Raw genomic sequence first — 14,691 nt, forward strand, 5'->3', positions numbered from 1 at the left:
GGCTTCATAGGGACAGCGCTGGCGGCTTCAAGTGCCCGAGGCGGGAAGAATGCCGCGTGCCCCAAGCTGGGCGGCGTCGCCGATGCGGGTGTTCGCTGCCATGGTGTCACGGAAGGGCCGGTAGGATTCCCAGACGCGCGCGGCAAATTCATCGCGATCAGCGAGTTCCGTGATGACGGCGTCGGCTGCCGCGCGCAGCTCCGAGAGCACATCCTCGGGAAAAGGCAGCACTTCGACGCCGTGCTCCTCCTGCAGCTCTCGCAGCGCCTCGGCGTTGCGGGCATTGATCTCAGCCAGCATGGTGTGCGATGCGGCGAGGCAGGCAGTTTCGACGATCTTCTGCAGATCCTCCGGCAGTGCCTCCCAGGCCTCCTTATTGACGATGGCCTCCAGGGTCGCGCCCGGCTCCTGCCAGCCGGGGTAGTAGTAGTAGGGCGCGATCTTGTGGAAGCCGAAGGCGAGATCGTTGTAGGGGCCAACCCATTCCGCGGCGTCGATGGCGCCGGAGGACAGCGCCTGATAGAGCTCGCCGCCGGGGATGTTGACGGTGGCCACGCCTAGCCTGGCCATGACGTCGCCGCCCAGGCCGGGAATGCGCATGCGCAGGCCGTCGAGATCGGCGACCGAGTCTATGCGCTTGCGGAACCAGCCGCCCATTTGCGCGCCGGTGTTGCCGGCGTCGAAGGGCACGAGATTGAAGTCGGCGTAGAGCTCGCGCCAGAGCTCCATGCCGCCGCCCCAGTGCAGCCAGGCATTCGTCTCGTTGGCGTTCATGCCGAAGGGCAGTGCCGTGAAGAAAGGCATGGCCGGCGATTTCCCCTTCCAGTAATAGGCCGCGCCGTGGCCCATCTCCGCGCTTCCGCGCGACACGGCATCGAAGACCTCCATCGCCGGCACGCGTTCACCGGCGCCGAAGACTTCCACGGTCAGCCGGCCGCCGGACATCGTGGAGATGGTCTCTGCGAGCCGCGCGGCGCCGCTGCCCAGTCCCGGGAAATTGCGCGGCCAGGTGGTGTACATCTTCCAGTGGAAGCGTTCGCTGTTGCGGGACCCGCTCTGGTCCGACTCCTTGGCGCAGCCGACGGCACCCAGTCCGGCGGCGGCCATCAGTGTGGCGAGCATGTCGCGTCGAAGCATGGGCTGTGTCCTCTTGTTTTGAACGGTTCTGGCCGCTCAATCGTTGTAGAAATCGGGGCTGCCGGCGGGCCGTCGACGATAGCGGCGATAGGCCCACCAGTACTGATCCGGCAGGTGCATGATGCAGGCTTCCACACTGGCGTTCAGTGCCGCCAGCCCCCCGCCGGCGGCCGGCGCCGGCCGGATGTGGAAGCGGAAACCGCTCGCGCCGACGCGCTCGGCGTAGCAGTAGAGCACGCGCGCACCCGTGCGCTCCGCCAGGCGGTGCATGAGCGTCGGCGTGTGTGCCGGTACGCCAAAGAGCGGAGCGAAGTCGCCCGCCCCCGGAGGGGGATCCTGATCGGGAAGAATGCCGACCCGCTCGCCACGCTTCAGCGCGGCGAGCAGCGCGCGCACTCCGCCGCCGTCGCTGGAGACCAGCTTTGCTCCCAGGCGTTGCCGACCGACCAGCATGAGGGCGTCAACCGCCCCCTTTTGCGGCTTGTAGAGCGAGGTGATGCCCCCGTGGCGGGCACAGAACATGCCGGCCAGTTCCCAGCAGCCGATGTGGGGACAGAGCACGATGGCACCGCCGGGGGTGTCATCTGCCAGCGCATGTAGGCGCGCGGCGGCCGCCGGCGCGTCGATCCAGCGCAGCAGCCTTCGGCGCGGGCCGTACCAGATCGCCAGCGATTCCATAAGCCCGCAGCCGAGATGCTGCAGACTGCGCCGCGCCAGACGCCGCCGGGTGCAGGGCGACGCCTCTGGAAAGAGACGATCGAGATGGTGCGAAGCGATACTGCGCTCGCGCGTCGATAGCCACCACAGTACGAGACCGCCGGCTCGACCGAGCGCACGGAGTAGAGGAAGCGGCAAGTGGCCGACGGCGCGCATCAGCGCGCGGAGAAGCTGCGCCTTCATGGGCCGGTATCATAAAGGCCGCACGCGAAGAGCTTCCGTGCTGAAGCAGCGTGCGGATACGGCCGTCCGTGGCGTGACTGCCGGCCGAGGCATCCTTGCACGCGACACATCCATGGCGGTCGATAGGAATGCTGCCGTATCCGGGGTCTGCTACCTGTAGGCGGCCCACGAGGCCTTTGTAGGAAATTGCAGATAAAGCGATGATCGGATTGCTTCAACGGGTGCGCGAGGCCTCGGTCGCGGTGGACGGCGAGCGCATCGCGCGCATCGACGCCGGCCTGCTGGTGCTGGTGGGCATCAAGCGCGAGGACACGGCCGCTCAGGCGGCACGGCTCGCGCAACGTCTGCTGGACTATCGCGTTTTCGCAGATGCGCACGGTCGCATGAACCGTAGCCTGCACGATATCGACGGCGGCTTGCTGCTGGTGCCTCAATTCACCCTCTGCGCTGACACGCGCCGCGGGCTGCGACCGGGATTCGAAGCAGCGGCGCCGCCCGAACAGGCGGTCGCCCTCTTCGAGTCGGTGCACGCAGAAGCCGAGACCTTGCATCCGGGCCGGGTGGCCGTCGGCCGCTTCGGTGCCGACATGCAGGTGGCGCTGCTCAACGATGGTCCGGTGACCTTCTGGCTGGAGGTCTGAGGTGGACTACCCGATAGGCGGAGTTGCGCCTGCGGGCAAGCGGAGTATCCTACGCGCCCTTCAGCGACCGACCGGTCAACAATGGACGCGCGCAGCGCCCGCGTGCAGCGGGATACCAAGGAAACGCAGATCGCCGTCGCCATCAATCTCGACGGCAGCGGACAGGCACGTCTGGAGACCCCGGCGCCCTTTCTCGATCACATGCTCGATCAGATCGCCCGTCACGGGCTGATCGATCTTGATATCACCGCCCGCGGCGACACCGAGATCGATCTGCATCACACCGTCGAGGACATCGGCATCACCCTCGGTCAGGCGCTGGCCAAGGCCGTCGGCGACAAGAAGGGGCTGATGCGCTACGGCCACGCCTATGTGCCGCTGGACGAGGCGCTGTCGCGCGTCGTGATCGACTTCTCCGGACGGCCGAGCCTGCACTGGCACGTCGATTTCCCGCGCGCGCGCATCGCCGACTTCGACGTGGATCTGTTCAGCGAGTTCTTCCAGGGCCTGGTCAACCACGCCCAGCTGACGCTGCACGTCGACGCCCTGCGCGGCCGCAATGCGCACCACGTCGCCGAGACCATCTTCAAGGCCTTCGGCCGCGCGCTGCGCGCGGCGGTGGAGCGCGACCCGCGCTCGGACGCCATTCCCTCCACCAAGGGCAGCCTCTAGGGCCATCCGCCATGTCTGCCATTGGCGTCATCGACTACGGCATGGGCAACCTGCACTCGCTGGCCAAGGCGCTGGAGCGCTCGGCCGGCTCGCAGCGTGTGCTGGTCACCTACGACCCCGACAAGCTTGCCAAGTGCGAGCGGCTGGTGCTGCCCGGCGTCGGAGGGGTACGTGCCTGCATGGCCGAGCTGCAGCGCCTGGAGCTGGATGCCTTCGTGCGCGAGCAGGCGCAGACCAAGCCGCTGCTCGGCATCTGTCTGGGCATGCAGGTGCTGCTCGACCACTCCGAGGAGAACGAGGGCGTCGACGCCCTCGGTCTGATTCCCGGCAAGGTCAAACGCTTTCCCGATCCACCCGCCCCTAAGCCCGGCGAGCAGCGCCTGAAAGTGCCGCACATGGGTTGGAACCGCGTGCGCCAGACGCAAGCGCACGCGCTCTGGGAGGGCATTCCGGACGAATCCTGGTTCTACTTCGTGCACAGCTATTACGCTGAGCCAGCGCTGGCCGAGCATGTGCTGGGCGAGGCGACCTATACGCACGCCTTCGCGGCTGCCCTCGGGCGCGACAATGTGGCAGCCTTTCAGTTCCACCCGGAAAAGTCGCAGCAGGCAGGTATGATGCTGCTCAACAACTTCATCCAATGGGAGCCCTGAGCCGCACGACGGGCGCCTAGATCCAGCGGGGTGCGAGCAGCCGATTGCCCTAGGGTGACGGTCGCGCTGGAAGGCCCAGTCGGCTCACCGACACATCATGTTTCTCATCCCCGCAATCGATATCAAGAACGGGCAGTGCGTGCGCCTGCGCCAGGGCAAGATGGACGACGTCACCGTCTTCTCCGAGGACCCGGTCGCGGTCGCCCGGCGCTGGGCCGAGGCCGGTGCCGAGCGGCTGCACATCGTCGACCTCGACGGTGCCGCCACCGGCCGGCCCGTACACGCCGAGCTTATCCAGCGCATCTGCGAAGCGAATCCGAATCTCGCCGTGCAGGTCGGCGGCGGCATCCGCGACGAGGAAGCCGTGCAGGGCTATCTCGACGCCGGCGCGCAGTGGGTCATCATCGGCACGCGCGCGGTGACCGCACCGCACTTCCTGCGCGATCTCTGCGTGGAGTATCCGCGCCACATCGTCGTCGGCCTCGACGCCCGCGACGGGCGCGTCGCCGTCGACGGCTGGAGCAAGCTGTCGCATCACACGGTGCTGGAGTTGGCGCAGCAGTTCGAGGAGGACGGCGTCGAGGCCATCGTCTACACCGACATCGGCCGCGACGGCATGATGAAAGGGGTCAATGTCGAGGCGACGCGCGAGCTCGCCGCGCAGATTCGCACGCCGGTCATCGCCTCCGGCGGTGTTTCGACAATGGATGACCTTCGCGCGCTGCACGCTGTCGAAGAGGATGGCGTCGTCGGCGCCATCATTGGTCGCGCCCTCTACGAAGGCACCATCGACTTCAAGCAGGCTATCGAGGAGATGGCCGGGAGCTGACCCTATGTTGGCGAAGCGCATAATTCCCTGCCTCGATATCGACCGCGGTCGCGTGGTCAAGGGCGTGAAGTTCCGCGACATCGTTGACGCCGGCGACCCGGTGGAAGTGGCGGGTCGCTACGACGCCCAGGGCGCCGATGAGCTTGTCTTCCTCGACATCACCGCCAGCCACGAGGATCGTCCCACCCTTTTCGCCACCGTCGAGCAGGTCGCGCGGCAGATCTACATCCCCTTCACGGTGGGCGGCGGCGTGCGCACCTGCGCCGACGTGCGCGCGCTGCTCTCCGCCGGTGCCGACAAGGTTGCCATCAACACCGCCGCGGTCATCGACCCGGATTTCGTCACCGAGGCGGCTGGCCGCTACGGTGTGCAGTGTATCGTCGTCGCTGTCGACGCCAAGCGCGTCAACAAGCGCAAGGAACCGCCGCGCTGGGAGGTCTTCACCCACGGCGGCCGCAAGGCCACCGGTCTGGACGCCGTGGAGTGGTGCCAGACTATGGTCGAGAAGGGCGCCGGCGAGTTGCTGCTGACAAGCATGGACAAGGACGGCACCAAGTCTGGCTATGACACCGAGCTGCTGCGCGCGATCTCGTCGCACGTCCCGGTGCCGCTGATCGCCTCCGGCGGCGTCGGCAACCTGCAGCATCTCTACGAAGGCCTCGCCGAGGGCGAGGCCGACGCCGTGCTCGCGGCCAGCATCTTTCATCAAGGTACGCACAGTGTCGGTGAGGCCAAGGCCTTCCTCGCCGAGCGCGGCATCAATGTGCGGCTGCCGCCGCAGGCGGCCTGAGCCCATGACCGATAGCGCCGCACTCGATGCGTTGGCTGAAACCATTCGCCAGCGCCTGGCCAGCGGCGATCCGGACAGCTCCTACGTCGCCAGGCTTCACGGCAAGGGCCTCGACGCCATTCTCAAGAAGGTGGGCGAGGAAGCGGCCGAGGTGCTGATCGCCGCGAAGAATGACGATTCAGTGAATCTGGTCCACGAGCTGGCCGACCTGTGGTTTCATTGTGCAGTTCTCATGGCGCATGCGGACATCGCCCCCGAGCAGCTTTATGGGGAGATCGCCCGACGCGCCGGAACCTCCGGTATCGCCGAGAAGGCATCCCGGGGAACTTCCTCCAACGGAGCGTGATATGGCACCGAGTCTCTGGCAATTGCTGATCGTGCTGGGCATCGTCATCGTCGTTTTCGGCACCAAGCGGCTGCGGGGCATGGGCAGTGATCTCGGCTCGGCGATCCGCGGTTTCAAGGATTCCATGAAGGGCGGCGAGAAGGAGGGCGAGGAGCACGTCGCCCATCTGACTACCGAGGAACGCGAAGCCGCCGACAGCGAGCAGCAGACGCAACAGAAGCAGCACGACAAGTCCGGCAGCTAGAACTCCGTGTTCGACCTGGGCTTCTGGGAGCTGCTCTTTGTCGGCGTGATCGCGCTGGTCGTTCTCGGCCCCGAGCGCCTGCCCGTCGCGGCGCGCACGCTCGGGCGCTGGGTGGGCCGTGCGCGCGCCTACACGCGCAGCCTCTCCAACGAGCTCGACCGCGAGGTCCAGATCCGCGAGCTGCGCGCGAATATGCGCTCGGCTGAAAGCAAGTTCCGCTCGGAAGTCTCCGGCGTCGACCGCTCGGTGCGCGAGCTGGCCGAGGACACCGCGCGTGAAGAGGCAAAGAAGCCGCCATCAGACGCCGGCGCTGCAGAGGCGTCGCCGGCCGACAGCGAGCGAACCCTGACTCCGAGCGAGAGCGACGTCTCGCCCGCTCCCGAGCTGCCGCCAGAGGCCGACAGCGACGACGGTAGCCGCTGGTGAGCGAGCAGGAGAAACAGCAAGGTCGCGCCCACGCGGCCCAACCGGATAGCGAGCAGCCGCTGGTCGCGCATCTGATCGAGCTGCGCGACCGCGTGCTGCGCGCGCTCATCGGCATAGCCATCGTCTTCGTGCCGCTGGCCTTCTTCGCCCAGGACATCTACACCTTCACGGCCGCGCCGCTGATGGCGCTGCTACCGGAGGGCGCGAGCATGATCGCCACCGATGTGGCTTCGCCCTTCTTCGCGCCCTTCAAGCTGGCTGCGCTGGCGGCGCTTGTGATCGCCCTGCCCTGGGTTCTGTACCAGATCTGGTCCTTCATCGCGCCGGGCCTCTACATGCAGGAGCAGCGCCTGGTGCTGCCGCTGCTGGCGACCAGCACTGCGCTGTTCTACTGCGGCATGGCCTTCGCCTATTTCGCCGTCTTTCCAGTGGTCTTCGGCTTTTTCATCTCGGTGGCACCCGAAGGCGTAGCCGTGATGACGGACATCTCGCGTTATCTGAGCTTCGCTCTGGGCATGTTTCTGGCCTTTGGCATCGCCTTCGAAACGCCCGTCGCCATCGTGCTGATGGTCTGGAGCGGTTTCACGACGCCGGCAAGTCTCGCCAAGAAGCGGCCCTATGTGCTGGTCGGCCTCTTCGTGCTGGGCGCATTCCTGACCCCGCCCGATATCGTGTCGCAGACCATGCTGGCGGTGCCCGCCTATCTGCTCTTCGAGATCGGCATCCTTGCTGCGCGCTGGTTCGTGCCGGGCAGCGCCGATGTCGACGCCCAGCGCGACGCCGACGACGCCTGAGATCGTGACCAGAGGCGCGCGCCTGCCGATACTGGTCTACGGCACGCTGCGGCGGTGCGGTGAAGCGCATGCGCCCTTCGGATTGGCGCGGCGTACGCGTTTTCTCGGCCGCCAGGTCTTGCGCGGCTGGCTCTACGATCTGGGCGCCTATCCCGGTTTTCGCCCCGGCTGGGGCTATGTACCGGCCGACTGTCTGCTGCCCCGGGATCCCGAGTTGCTCGCCGAGCTGGATGCCTTCGAGGGCGTCGAGCACGCTGACCCGGTGCGCGGCGAGTATCGGCGTATCGCCTGGCCCTGCCGTGCCACCGGCGGTCCGGCCTGGCTGTGGGTCTATAACGGTGCGGTGGCGGGCAAGCCGCTGTGCAGCGGCGGGTGGCTGGCGCGCTCGGATGCGGCGCTTAGCCTGCCCGCAGCATGGCGATGATCGGCGCGGTCTCCGGCCGCTGCCCGTGCCAGAGCGCGAAGCTGGCCGCAGCCTGCTCCACGAGCATGCCCAGGCCGTCGTGCACGGCCACTGCACCGGCGGCGCGCGCCCATTCCGCGAAGGGGGTGTGCGCGGCGCCGTAGCTAAGGTCATAGGCTACTGCTCCCTGCGCCAGCAGCCCGTCGGGCATGCGCGGGAAAGCGCCCTGATGGCCGACCGACATGGCGTTGATGACGATCTCGAAGTGGTCGCCCTTCAGTGCCATGTGCGTTGCGGGTCGGATCGGACCATGCGCGGCCAGCGCCTCGGCGATGGTCTCGGGCTTCCAGGGCGAGCGGTTGGACAGCACCAGCTCTGCCGGGCCGGTTTCCAGCAGCGGCGGCAGGATGCCGCGCGCCGCGCCGCCGGCGCCCAGCACCAGCACGCGCTTGCCCGCCACCGCTACGCCGAGATTGTCCTGCAGGTCGCGCAGCAGGCCCTCGCCATCGGTGTTGTCGCCGGTCCAGCCGGCGTCGATGCGACTCAGCGTGTTAACCGCCTCGGCCAGCCGTGCTCGTTCGCTGACGCGCGCGCATTCGGTCGCAACGGCCTGTTTGTGCGGCAGCGTCACGTTCAGGCCGGCGTAGCCGGCCGCGTGCAACTCCGTGAGTCGCTCGCTCAGCGCCTCCGGCTCCACTTCGATGCGCTCATAGTCCAGCGCGATGCCCAGCTGCTCGCCGAAGGCGGTGTGGATGCGGGGTGAGGCGGAATGCGCGATGGGCTGGCCGATGACAGCGAAACGGCTCATGCGCCGGGCTCCGCCAGCCATTCGGCTGCCTCGGCTGCGAAATAGCTCAGGATCATGTCGGCGCCGGCTCGCCGGAAGCAGAGCAGCGATTCCATGATGGCGCGCCGGCGGTCCAGCGCCCCCGCAGCTGCGGCGGCCTCCAGCATGGCGTATTCGCCGGAGACCTGATAGGCCGCAACCGGTACGCCGAACTCAGCCTTGGCGCGCGCGACGATGTCCAGATAGGGCATGCCCGGCTTGACCATGACCCAGTCCGCCCCCTCGCGCAGATCCAGCGCGATCTCGCGCAGCGCCTCGTCGCCGTTGGCCGGGTCCATCTGGTAGCTGCGCTTGTCGCCGATCAGCGCCGTGCGGCTGCCCACCGCGTCGCGGAAGGGGCCGTAGAAGCCCGAGGCGTACTTGGCCGCGTAGGACAGGATGAGGGTGTCGAAGCGGCCGTCGCGCTCGAGCGCGGTGCGCAGTGCGCCGACGCGGCCATCCATCATGTCCGAGGGCGCCAGCACATCGGCGCCGGCGCGGGCGTAGAGGATGGCCTGGCGCGTCAGCACCTCGACCGTCGCATCGTTGTCGATGCTGCCATCGGCACGCAGCAGGCCGTCGTGGCCGTGGTCGGTGAAGGGATCCAGGGCAATATCGACAATCACGCCCAGCTCAGGCACGGCCTGCTTGACGGCCTTGATGGCGCGCGGCACGAGACCTTCCGGGTCCAGCGCCGAATCGCCGCGGGCGTTCTTCTCGGCGGCGGGGAGGACCGGAAAGATCGCCACCGCGGGGATGCCCAGCGCGTGAACACGCGCGCATTCGGTGCAGAGCGCGTCGATGGCGCGTCGCTGGATGCCGGGCATGCTCGCGACCGGGCCGACCAGATCGCCCTCGGCGACGAAGAGCGGCTGGATCAGGTCGGCGGGCGCCAGGCGATGTTCACGCGTCATGCGCCGGGCGAAATCCTGCATGCGGTTGCGGCGCATGCGCGTCGCGGGAAAGCGTTGCTCGATCATGGCGGCATTATAGGGATCGTGGCGCGCACCTCTGCACGCCGCGCGCCGCAACGCTAGGATGCTCTTCCCTTCTTCGCGATCCATGCCCGCCCCTTGAGCCACGACGATCCGCGCCTGCAGGAACTGCTCGCCGCAACCGCGCGTGGCGACCGCGCCGCCTTCTCAGAGCTTTATGCCGCGACCAGCGCGCATCTCTTTGCGCTGCTGCTACGTATTTTGCGCAGAAGGGATCTTGCCGAGGAGGCTCTCCAGGACTGTTATGTGCGCATCTGGCAAAAATCGGGCAGCTACAGCGCCGAGCGCGGCGCGCCGGTGGCCTGGCTCGCCAGCATCGCCCGCTACCGCGCGCTGGACATGCTGCGCGCGCGGCGGCCGGAGGTTTCCGAGCAGCAGAACGAGTCGGGGGAACCGCCCGCCACGCATGTCGATGAAGGCATCGACGTGCAGCGGCAGGCCGAGGATCAGCACGAGCTGGAGCGCCTGCACGATTGTCTTGCTGAGCTCGGCGGCGAGCAGCGCAGCGCCGTGATGCTCGCCTACTACGAGGGTTTCACGCATCCCGAGCTGGCCGAGCGCATGACCGCCCCGCTGGGCACGGTCAAGAGCTGGGTGCGACGCGGTCTGCAACGGCTGCGGGAGTGCCTGGAGCAATGAAGATTCGCAACCCCGACATCCGTTCGCTGCTGGCAGCCGAGTACGCGCTGGGCACCTTGCAGGGGCGCGCGCGCCGGCGCTTCGAAAGCCTCGCCACTGCCGATCCGGAGCTACAGCGCGAGGCTGATCGCTGGGAGGCGCATCTGCACGCCGTGATGACCCGCCAGCTCGATCCGGTGACGCCGCCCGAGGCGCTGCGCGAGCGCATCATGCAACGCATCGGTGCCGATGCTGGCGCCAGTATTAGCGTGCGGCAACCGCGCCGCGCCTACCGCCGCCGGCGCGTCTGGGCCGCCGCCTCGGTGGCCGCGACCCTGGCCGTGGTGGCCTTGCTGCTGCCGGAAAGCCTCGAACAGCCGGAAGGCCCGCAGATCGTCCAGCCCGAGCTGCAACCCTTGATGCAGCTGGAAGTCGCCGAGGCCGGTGCGCAGTGGACGGTCGGCCTGCGCGGTGACGCGCCGGTCATCGCCGCTTCGGCGGACGGCGTGACGCCGCCCGAAGGCGCCGACTACGAGCTGTGGTGGGTGGACCCGGAGGGCACGCCGCATTCACTGGGCGTGCTGCCGCGCCGGGGCGAGCGCCCCGTCAGCGTGCCCGAGGCCGGCGCCGGCCTCGACAGCGGTGCGTTGGCCATCTCGCGCGAGCCCGAGGGCGGCGCGCCCGAGGGTACGCCGAGCGAAGTGCTGAAGGTCTTCCCGCTCTGACGTGAGCGTCGCCGCGGGCGACGCCGCTTCCCCTCACCCGCGCAGCGGGAGAGGGGGGAACCGTCCGCGGATGCGGACGGTGGGGAGCGGGTGTACCGGCAGCGGAATCCATGCTGCGAGTGCGCCGCACCCGGAACGGCTGCCAGCCGCGCACGAGGGCGGTCGCCTGCGCTAGCATCGTCCGGAACCGGGGAGATGCCAACACCATGACCTACCTGCTCGCTGTCGATCAGGGCACCACCAGCACGCGCGCCATCGTCTTCAACGCGGAAGCCACCGCGGTGGCCTCGGCGACGCGCGAGCACGAGCAGCACTACCCGCAACCCGGCTGGGTCGAGCACGACGCCGGCCTGCTCTGGCGCAACACGCGCGACTGCGTGCGCGAAGCCATGGCCAAGGCCGGGCTGGAGGCGAAGGAGATCGCGGGCCTGGGCATCACCAACCAGCGCGAGACCGTCGTCGTCTGGGACCGCGCCACCGGCGAGCCCATCCACCCGGCGATCGTCTGGCAGGACCGGCGCACCACCGACTTCTGCAAGCAGCACCACAGCGACGCGCGCGACGCCTGGCTGCAGCAGAAGACCGGCCTGCTGCTGGACCCCTACTTCTCGGCCACCAAGGTGGCCTGGATCCTCGACAACGTCGAGGGTGCGCGCGCCCGTGCCGAGGCCGGCGAGCTCGCCTTCGGCACCATCGACAGCTGGCTGATCTACAAGCTTAGCGGCGGGCGCGTGCATGCCACCGACGCCACCAACGCCTCGCGCACCCTGCTCTTCAACATCCGCCTGCAGCGCTGGGACGACGAGCTTCTCGAGTTCTTCAACGTCCCGCGCGCGATGCTGCCCGAGGTCCACGACTGCGCCCACGCCTTCGCACAGACCGACTCGGCGCTCTTCGGTGGCGCCATCACCGTCGCCGGCGTCGCCGGCGATCAGCAGGCGGCCACCGTCGGCCAGGCCTGCTTCGAGCCCGGCATGATCAAGTCCACCTACGGCACCGGCTGCTTCATGGTGCTGAACCTCGGCGAGAAGTTCGTGCATTCGAACAATCGCCTGCTCACGACCACGGCATATCGTCTCGACGGCAAGGTGACTTACGGGCTCGAAGGCAGCATCTTCATCGCCGGTGCGGCCGTGCAATGGCTGCGCGACGCCGCGCATCTCATCAAGCACGCCGCCGAGACCGAGGACATCGCGCGCTCGATCCCCGATACCAAGGGCGTCTACATGGTGCCTGCCTTCACTGGCCTGGGCGCGCCCTACTGGGATCCGGAGGCGCGCGGTGCGGTGCTCGGTCTGACGCGCGATACCGGGCTGGCGCACATCGTGCGCGCGGCGCTGGAATCGGTCTGCTATCAGACGCGCGATCTCATCGGTGCCATGCGCGAGGACGCCTATGCGCCCAGCGAGCTGCGCGTCGACGGCGGCATGGTGGTCAACGACTGGGTCGTGCAGTTTCTGGCAGACGTGCTGGGACTGCCGGTGGTGCGCCCGCAGAACATCGAGACCACGGCCCTGGGCGCGGCCTTCCTGGCCGGCCTGCAGACTGGGGTATACGCCGATCTCGACGCCATCGGTGCGCATTGGCGGATCGATCGCAAGACCGGCCCAGGCATGCCCCGCGAAGAGGCCGATCGCCTCTACGAAGGCTGGCGGCGTGCGGTGGCGCGTGTGCGCAGCGAACCGGCCTGAGACGGATTCAGTTCCGACCAGCGCGCCGGTAGAGCGCCTCGCATTCCACCATCAACTCCGGCCGGCAGACATCGCCCTGCAGCACGCTGACGGCGCCGCCCAGCCGCTCGCGGTCGACAAGCGCCAACTCGGCCGGGTCGCGTAGATAGACCACCGTTCGCAGTGGCTGCCAATCGCCGCCGGCGGCCTCGCGCAAGGCGGCGAGATTGCGCTCGGTCTCGAGCAGCTGCGCGGCAGTGTCGTCGGGGTGGCGGCTTTCGTGGCCGACCACGGCGGCCGTGCCTGAGACAATGAGTTCGCCCCAGCTCGTGCGCTGGGCACGCACGAAGCTCGGCGGCTGCGGGCCGTAGCGGCGCGGATAGTCGAAGGCACTGGTCTGGCGCGGGTTCTCGATAGCCTCGGCAGGCTCGCGCCCGGCCATGAAGTGGATGCAGGCGCCGTCGCCGGGCCGGCCGATGACGGTCGCGGCCGGAAAGGCATTGGCGTCGAGGCCGGCGGCCGTCAGTGCGCGACCCCGGCCGATGCAGAACTGGCGATAGCGCTCGTCGTCACCCTCGCCGGCGTGGATGTGGCCGAGATAGATCCAGCTACGTAGCAAATGCGGCAGGCCGGTGGTCGGCAGCAGTGCCAGGATGCGCGCGAAGGCCTCTTCACAGGAGGCGGCGCAGTCGGCCCGCAGCGCCGACTCGGGAATCCGGAGCTGCCCGAAGCCGATATCAGCGTTAGTGCGCAGCCCCAGCTCGCCCGTGCTGTGGTCGGTTAGGGGCGTCTCGGAAAGCCACCACTCGCGCTGCGGCCCTGCCAGATGCGGCAGACCGGTGCGCAATTCCCACATAGCCGGCTCGCCCTCGGCTTCACCATGCGTCACGCAGAGCAGGACGCGGCCGGCATCGACCGCCGGCTCCGCTTCGGTGGACAGGCGATAGGGCGGCGTGCGGGTCATGGAAAGGCGGCCGGCAAGAGCCGGCCGCGGCAGGCGGGTCTCAGCCCAGCAGATCCTCGATGGCGCCGCGCTCCTCGCGCAGCTCGGTCTCGGTCTCGGTCATGCGCGCGCGCGAGAAATCATCCACGGACAGATCCTGCACGATGCGGTAGTCGCCGTTCTCGCAGATCACCGGGTAGGAATAGACCACGCCGGGGGCGATGCCGTAGGAGCCGTCCGAGGGGATGCCCATGCTCACCCAGGCGCCGTTCGAGCCCAGCGCCCAGTTGCGCATGTGATCGATGGCGGCCGAGGCGGCCGAGGCGGCGGAGCTGGCGCCGCGCGCCTTGATGATGGCCGCGCCGCGCTGCTGCACGGTGGGAATGAAGTCCGACTCGATCCAGGTCTGGTCGACCAGATCCTTGGCCGGCTTGCTCTTGACCGTGCAGTGCGACAGGTCCGGATACTGCGTCGAACTGTGGTTGCCCCAGATGACGAGCTTGTCGATGTCGTTGACGTGGCTGTCCGTCTTATTGGCCAGCTGCGCGGCGGCGCGATTGTGATCCAGGCGCGTCATGGCGGTGATCTGGCGTGGATCGATCTTGGGCGCGTTGGTGGCGGTGATCAGCGCGTTGGTGTTGGCCGGGTTGCCGACCACCAGAATGCGCACGTTCGACTTGGCGTTGTCCGACAGCGCCTTGCCCTGTGCCGAGAAGATCTTGGCGTTGGCCTGCAACAGATCCTTGCGCTCCATGCCCGGGCCGCGGGGGCGCGCGCCGACCAGCAGACCGTACTCGATGTCCTTGAAGGCGACGTTGGGGTCATCGCTGGCCGTGATGCCGTGGACCAGCGGGAAGGCACAGTCCTCGATCTCCATGACCGTGCCGCGCAGCTTTTCCATGGAATCCGGGATATCCAGCAGCTGCAGGATGACCGGCTGGTCCTTGCCCAGCATGTCGCCCGAGGCGATGCGGAAGATCAGCGAGTAGGCGATCTGACCGGCGGCGCCGGTGATCGCGATGCGTACGGGGTCGGCCATAGTGTGAACTCCAGAATCCGGTGGATGGCAAATTGATGCC

The 14,691-nt window shown here is 68.1% G+C and carries 19 protein-coding genes; 13 read left to right on the forward strand and 6 right to left on the reverse strand.

Annotated elements, in window-relative coordinates:
- Positions 1-27 precede the first annotated feature (27 nt).
- The gene (locus U743_RS15650; RefSeq protein ID WP_052368280.1) at positions 28-1,137 is read right to left on the reverse strand and encodes a TRAP transporter substrate-binding protein; all 1,110 of its coding nucleotides are present in this window, start codon (positions 1,135-1,137) and stop codon (positions 28-30) included.
- Between the two features lie 36 nt (positions 1,138-1,173).
- Complete coding sequence (locus U743_RS15655; protein ID WP_043769558.1) at positions 1,174-2,037, reverse strand: lysophospholipid acyltransferase family protein; 864 nt, start codon at positions 2,035-2,037, stop codon at positions 1,174-1,176.
- A 200-nt stretch (positions 2,038-2,237) separates the two neighbouring features.
- Here U743_RS15655 and dtd point away from each other — a divergent pair, with 200 nt between their 5' ends.
- The 10 genes from dtd (at position 2,238) to U743_RS15705 (ending at position 7,856) form a co-directional block, all read left to right on the forward strand.
- Positions 2,238-2,678: a D-aminoacyl-tRNA deacylase gene (gene dtd, locus U743_RS15660; RefSeq protein ID WP_043769562.1), complete on the forward strand. Its 441-nt coding sequence runs from the start codon at positions 2,238-2,240 to the stop codon at positions 2,676-2,678.
- A gap of 81 nt (positions 2,679-2,759) precedes the next feature.
- Complete coding sequence (gene hisB / locus U743_RS15665; protein ID WP_043769565.1) at positions 2,760-3,350, forward strand: imidazoleglycerol-phosphate dehydratase HisB; 591 nt, start codon at positions 2,760-2,762, stop codon at positions 3,348-3,350.
- Positions 3,351-3,361: 11 nt separating this feature from the next.
- Positions 3,362-4,003: an imidazole glycerol phosphate synthase subunit HisH gene (hisH, locus tag U743_RS15670; protein ID WP_043769567.1), complete on the forward strand. Its 642-nt coding sequence runs from the start codon at positions 3,362-3,364 to the stop codon at positions 4,001-4,003.
- A gap of 97 nt (positions 4,004-4,100) precedes the next feature.
- Positions 4,101-4,832 carry a 1-(5-phosphoribosyl)-5-[(5-phosphoribosylamino)methylideneamino]imidazole-4-carboxamide isomerase gene (hisA, locus tag U743_RS15675; RefSeq protein ID WP_043769570.1) on the forward strand — a complete coding sequence of 244 codons (732 nt, stop codon included), beginning with the start codon at positions 4,101-4,103 and terminating at the stop codon, positions 4,830-4,832.
- Between the two features lie 4 nt (positions 4,833-4,836).
- On the forward strand, positions 4,837-5,622 hold the full coding sequence (gene hisF, locus U743_RS15680; RefSeq protein WP_043769573.1) for an imidazole glycerol phosphate synthase subunit HisF: 786 nt from the start codon (positions 4,837-4,839) through the stop codon (positions 5,620-5,622).
- 4 nt (positions 5,623-5,626) lie between these two features.
- Positions 5,627-5,968 (forward strand): phosphoribosyl-ATP diphosphatase, encoded by a 342-nt coding sequence (locus U743_RS15685; protein WP_043769576.1) that lies wholly within the window; start codon positions 5,627-5,629, stop codon positions 5,966-5,968.
- A 1-nt stretch (position 5,969) separates the two neighbouring features.
- Positions 5,970-6,212 (forward strand): Sec-independent protein translocase subunit TatA, encoded by a 243-nt coding sequence (locus tag U743_RS15690; RefSeq protein ID WP_043769578.1) that lies wholly within the window; start codon positions 5,970-5,972, stop codon positions 6,210-6,212.
- Positions 6,213-6,218: 6 nt separating this feature from the next.
- Positions 6,219-6,638, forward strand: a complete 420-nt coding sequence (gene tatB, locus U743_RS15695) for a Sec-independent protein translocase protein TatB (protein WP_043769581.1) — start codon at positions 6,219-6,221, stop codon at positions 6,636-6,638.
- Positions 6,635-7,432: a twin-arginine translocase subunit TatC gene (gene tatC, locus U743_RS15700; RefSeq protein WP_052368281.1), complete on the forward strand. Its 798-nt coding sequence runs from the start codon at positions 6,635-6,637 to the stop codon at positions 7,430-7,432. Before tatB ends, tatC begins: the two co-directional genes overlap by 4 nt.
- Positions 7,398-7,856, forward strand: a complete 459-nt coding sequence (locus U743_RS15705) for a gamma-glutamylcyclotransferase family protein (RefSeq protein ID WP_052368282.1) — start codon at positions 7,398-7,400, stop codon at positions 7,854-7,856. Before tatC ends, U743_RS15705 begins: the two co-directional genes overlap by 35 nt.
- Here U743_RS15705 and aroE read toward each other — a convergent pair.
- Complete coding sequence (gene aroE / locus U743_RS15710) at positions 7,831-8,643, reverse strand: shikimate dehydrogenase (RefSeq protein WP_043769584.1); 813 nt, start codon at positions 8,641-8,643, stop codon at positions 7,831-7,833. The genes U743_RS15705 and aroE overlap by 26 nt on opposite strands.
- Complete coding sequence (gene hemB / locus U743_RS15715) at positions 8,640-9,641, reverse strand: porphobilinogen synthase (protein WP_043769587.1); 1,002 nt, start codon at positions 9,639-9,641, stop codon at positions 8,640-8,642. The genes aroE and hemB overlap by 4 nt, the downstream gene beginning before the upstream one ends.
- A 93-nt stretch (positions 9,642-9,734) precedes the next feature.
- Here hemB and U743_RS15720 point away from each other — a divergent pair, with 93 nt between their 5' ends.
- The 3 genes from U743_RS15720 to glpK all read left to right on the forward strand — a co-directional run bounded on the left by U743_RS15720 (position 9,735) and on the right by glpK (position 12,690).
- Positions 9,735-10,295, forward strand: a complete 561-nt coding sequence (locus U743_RS15720; protein WP_043769590.1) for a sigma-70 family RNA polymerase sigma factor — start codon at positions 9,735-9,737, stop codon at positions 10,293-10,295.
- On the forward strand, positions 10,292-10,999 hold the full coding sequence (locus U743_RS18365; protein ID WP_052368283.1) for an anti-sigma factor: 708 nt from the start codon (positions 10,292-10,294) through the stop codon (positions 10,997-10,999). The genes U743_RS15720 and U743_RS18365 overlap by 4 nt, the downstream gene beginning before the upstream one ends.
- A gap of 206 nt (positions 11,000-11,205) precedes the next feature.
- Complete coding sequence (gene glpK, locus U743_RS15730; RefSeq protein WP_043769594.1) at positions 11,206-12,690, forward strand: glycerol kinase GlpK; 1,485 nt, start codon at positions 11,206-11,208, stop codon at positions 12,688-12,690.
- A 7-nt stretch (positions 12,691-12,697) separates the two neighbouring features.
- Here the strand turns inward: glpK and U743_RS15735 are convergent, their stop codons facing one another.
- Positions 12,698-13,633 (reverse strand): chorismate transformation enzyme, FkbO/Hyg5 family, encoded by a 936-nt coding sequence (locus tag U743_RS15735; protein WP_052368284.1) that lies wholly within the window; start codon positions 13,631-13,633, stop codon positions 12,698-12,700.
- Positions 13,634-13,673: 40 nt separating this feature from the next.
- Entirely contained in the window at positions 13,674-14,651 is a 978-nt protein-coding gene (locus tag U743_RS15740) for a malate dehydrogenase (RefSeq protein ID WP_043769597.1), read from the reverse strand.
- Between the last annotated feature and the right edge of the window lie 40 nt (positions 14,652-14,691).

This window comes from Algiphilus aromaticivorans DG1253 (assembly GCF_000733765.1).
Taxonomy (GTDB): domain Bacteria; phylum Pseudomonadota; class Gammaproteobacteria; order Nevskiales; family Nevskiaceae; genus Algiphilus; species Algiphilus aromaticivorans.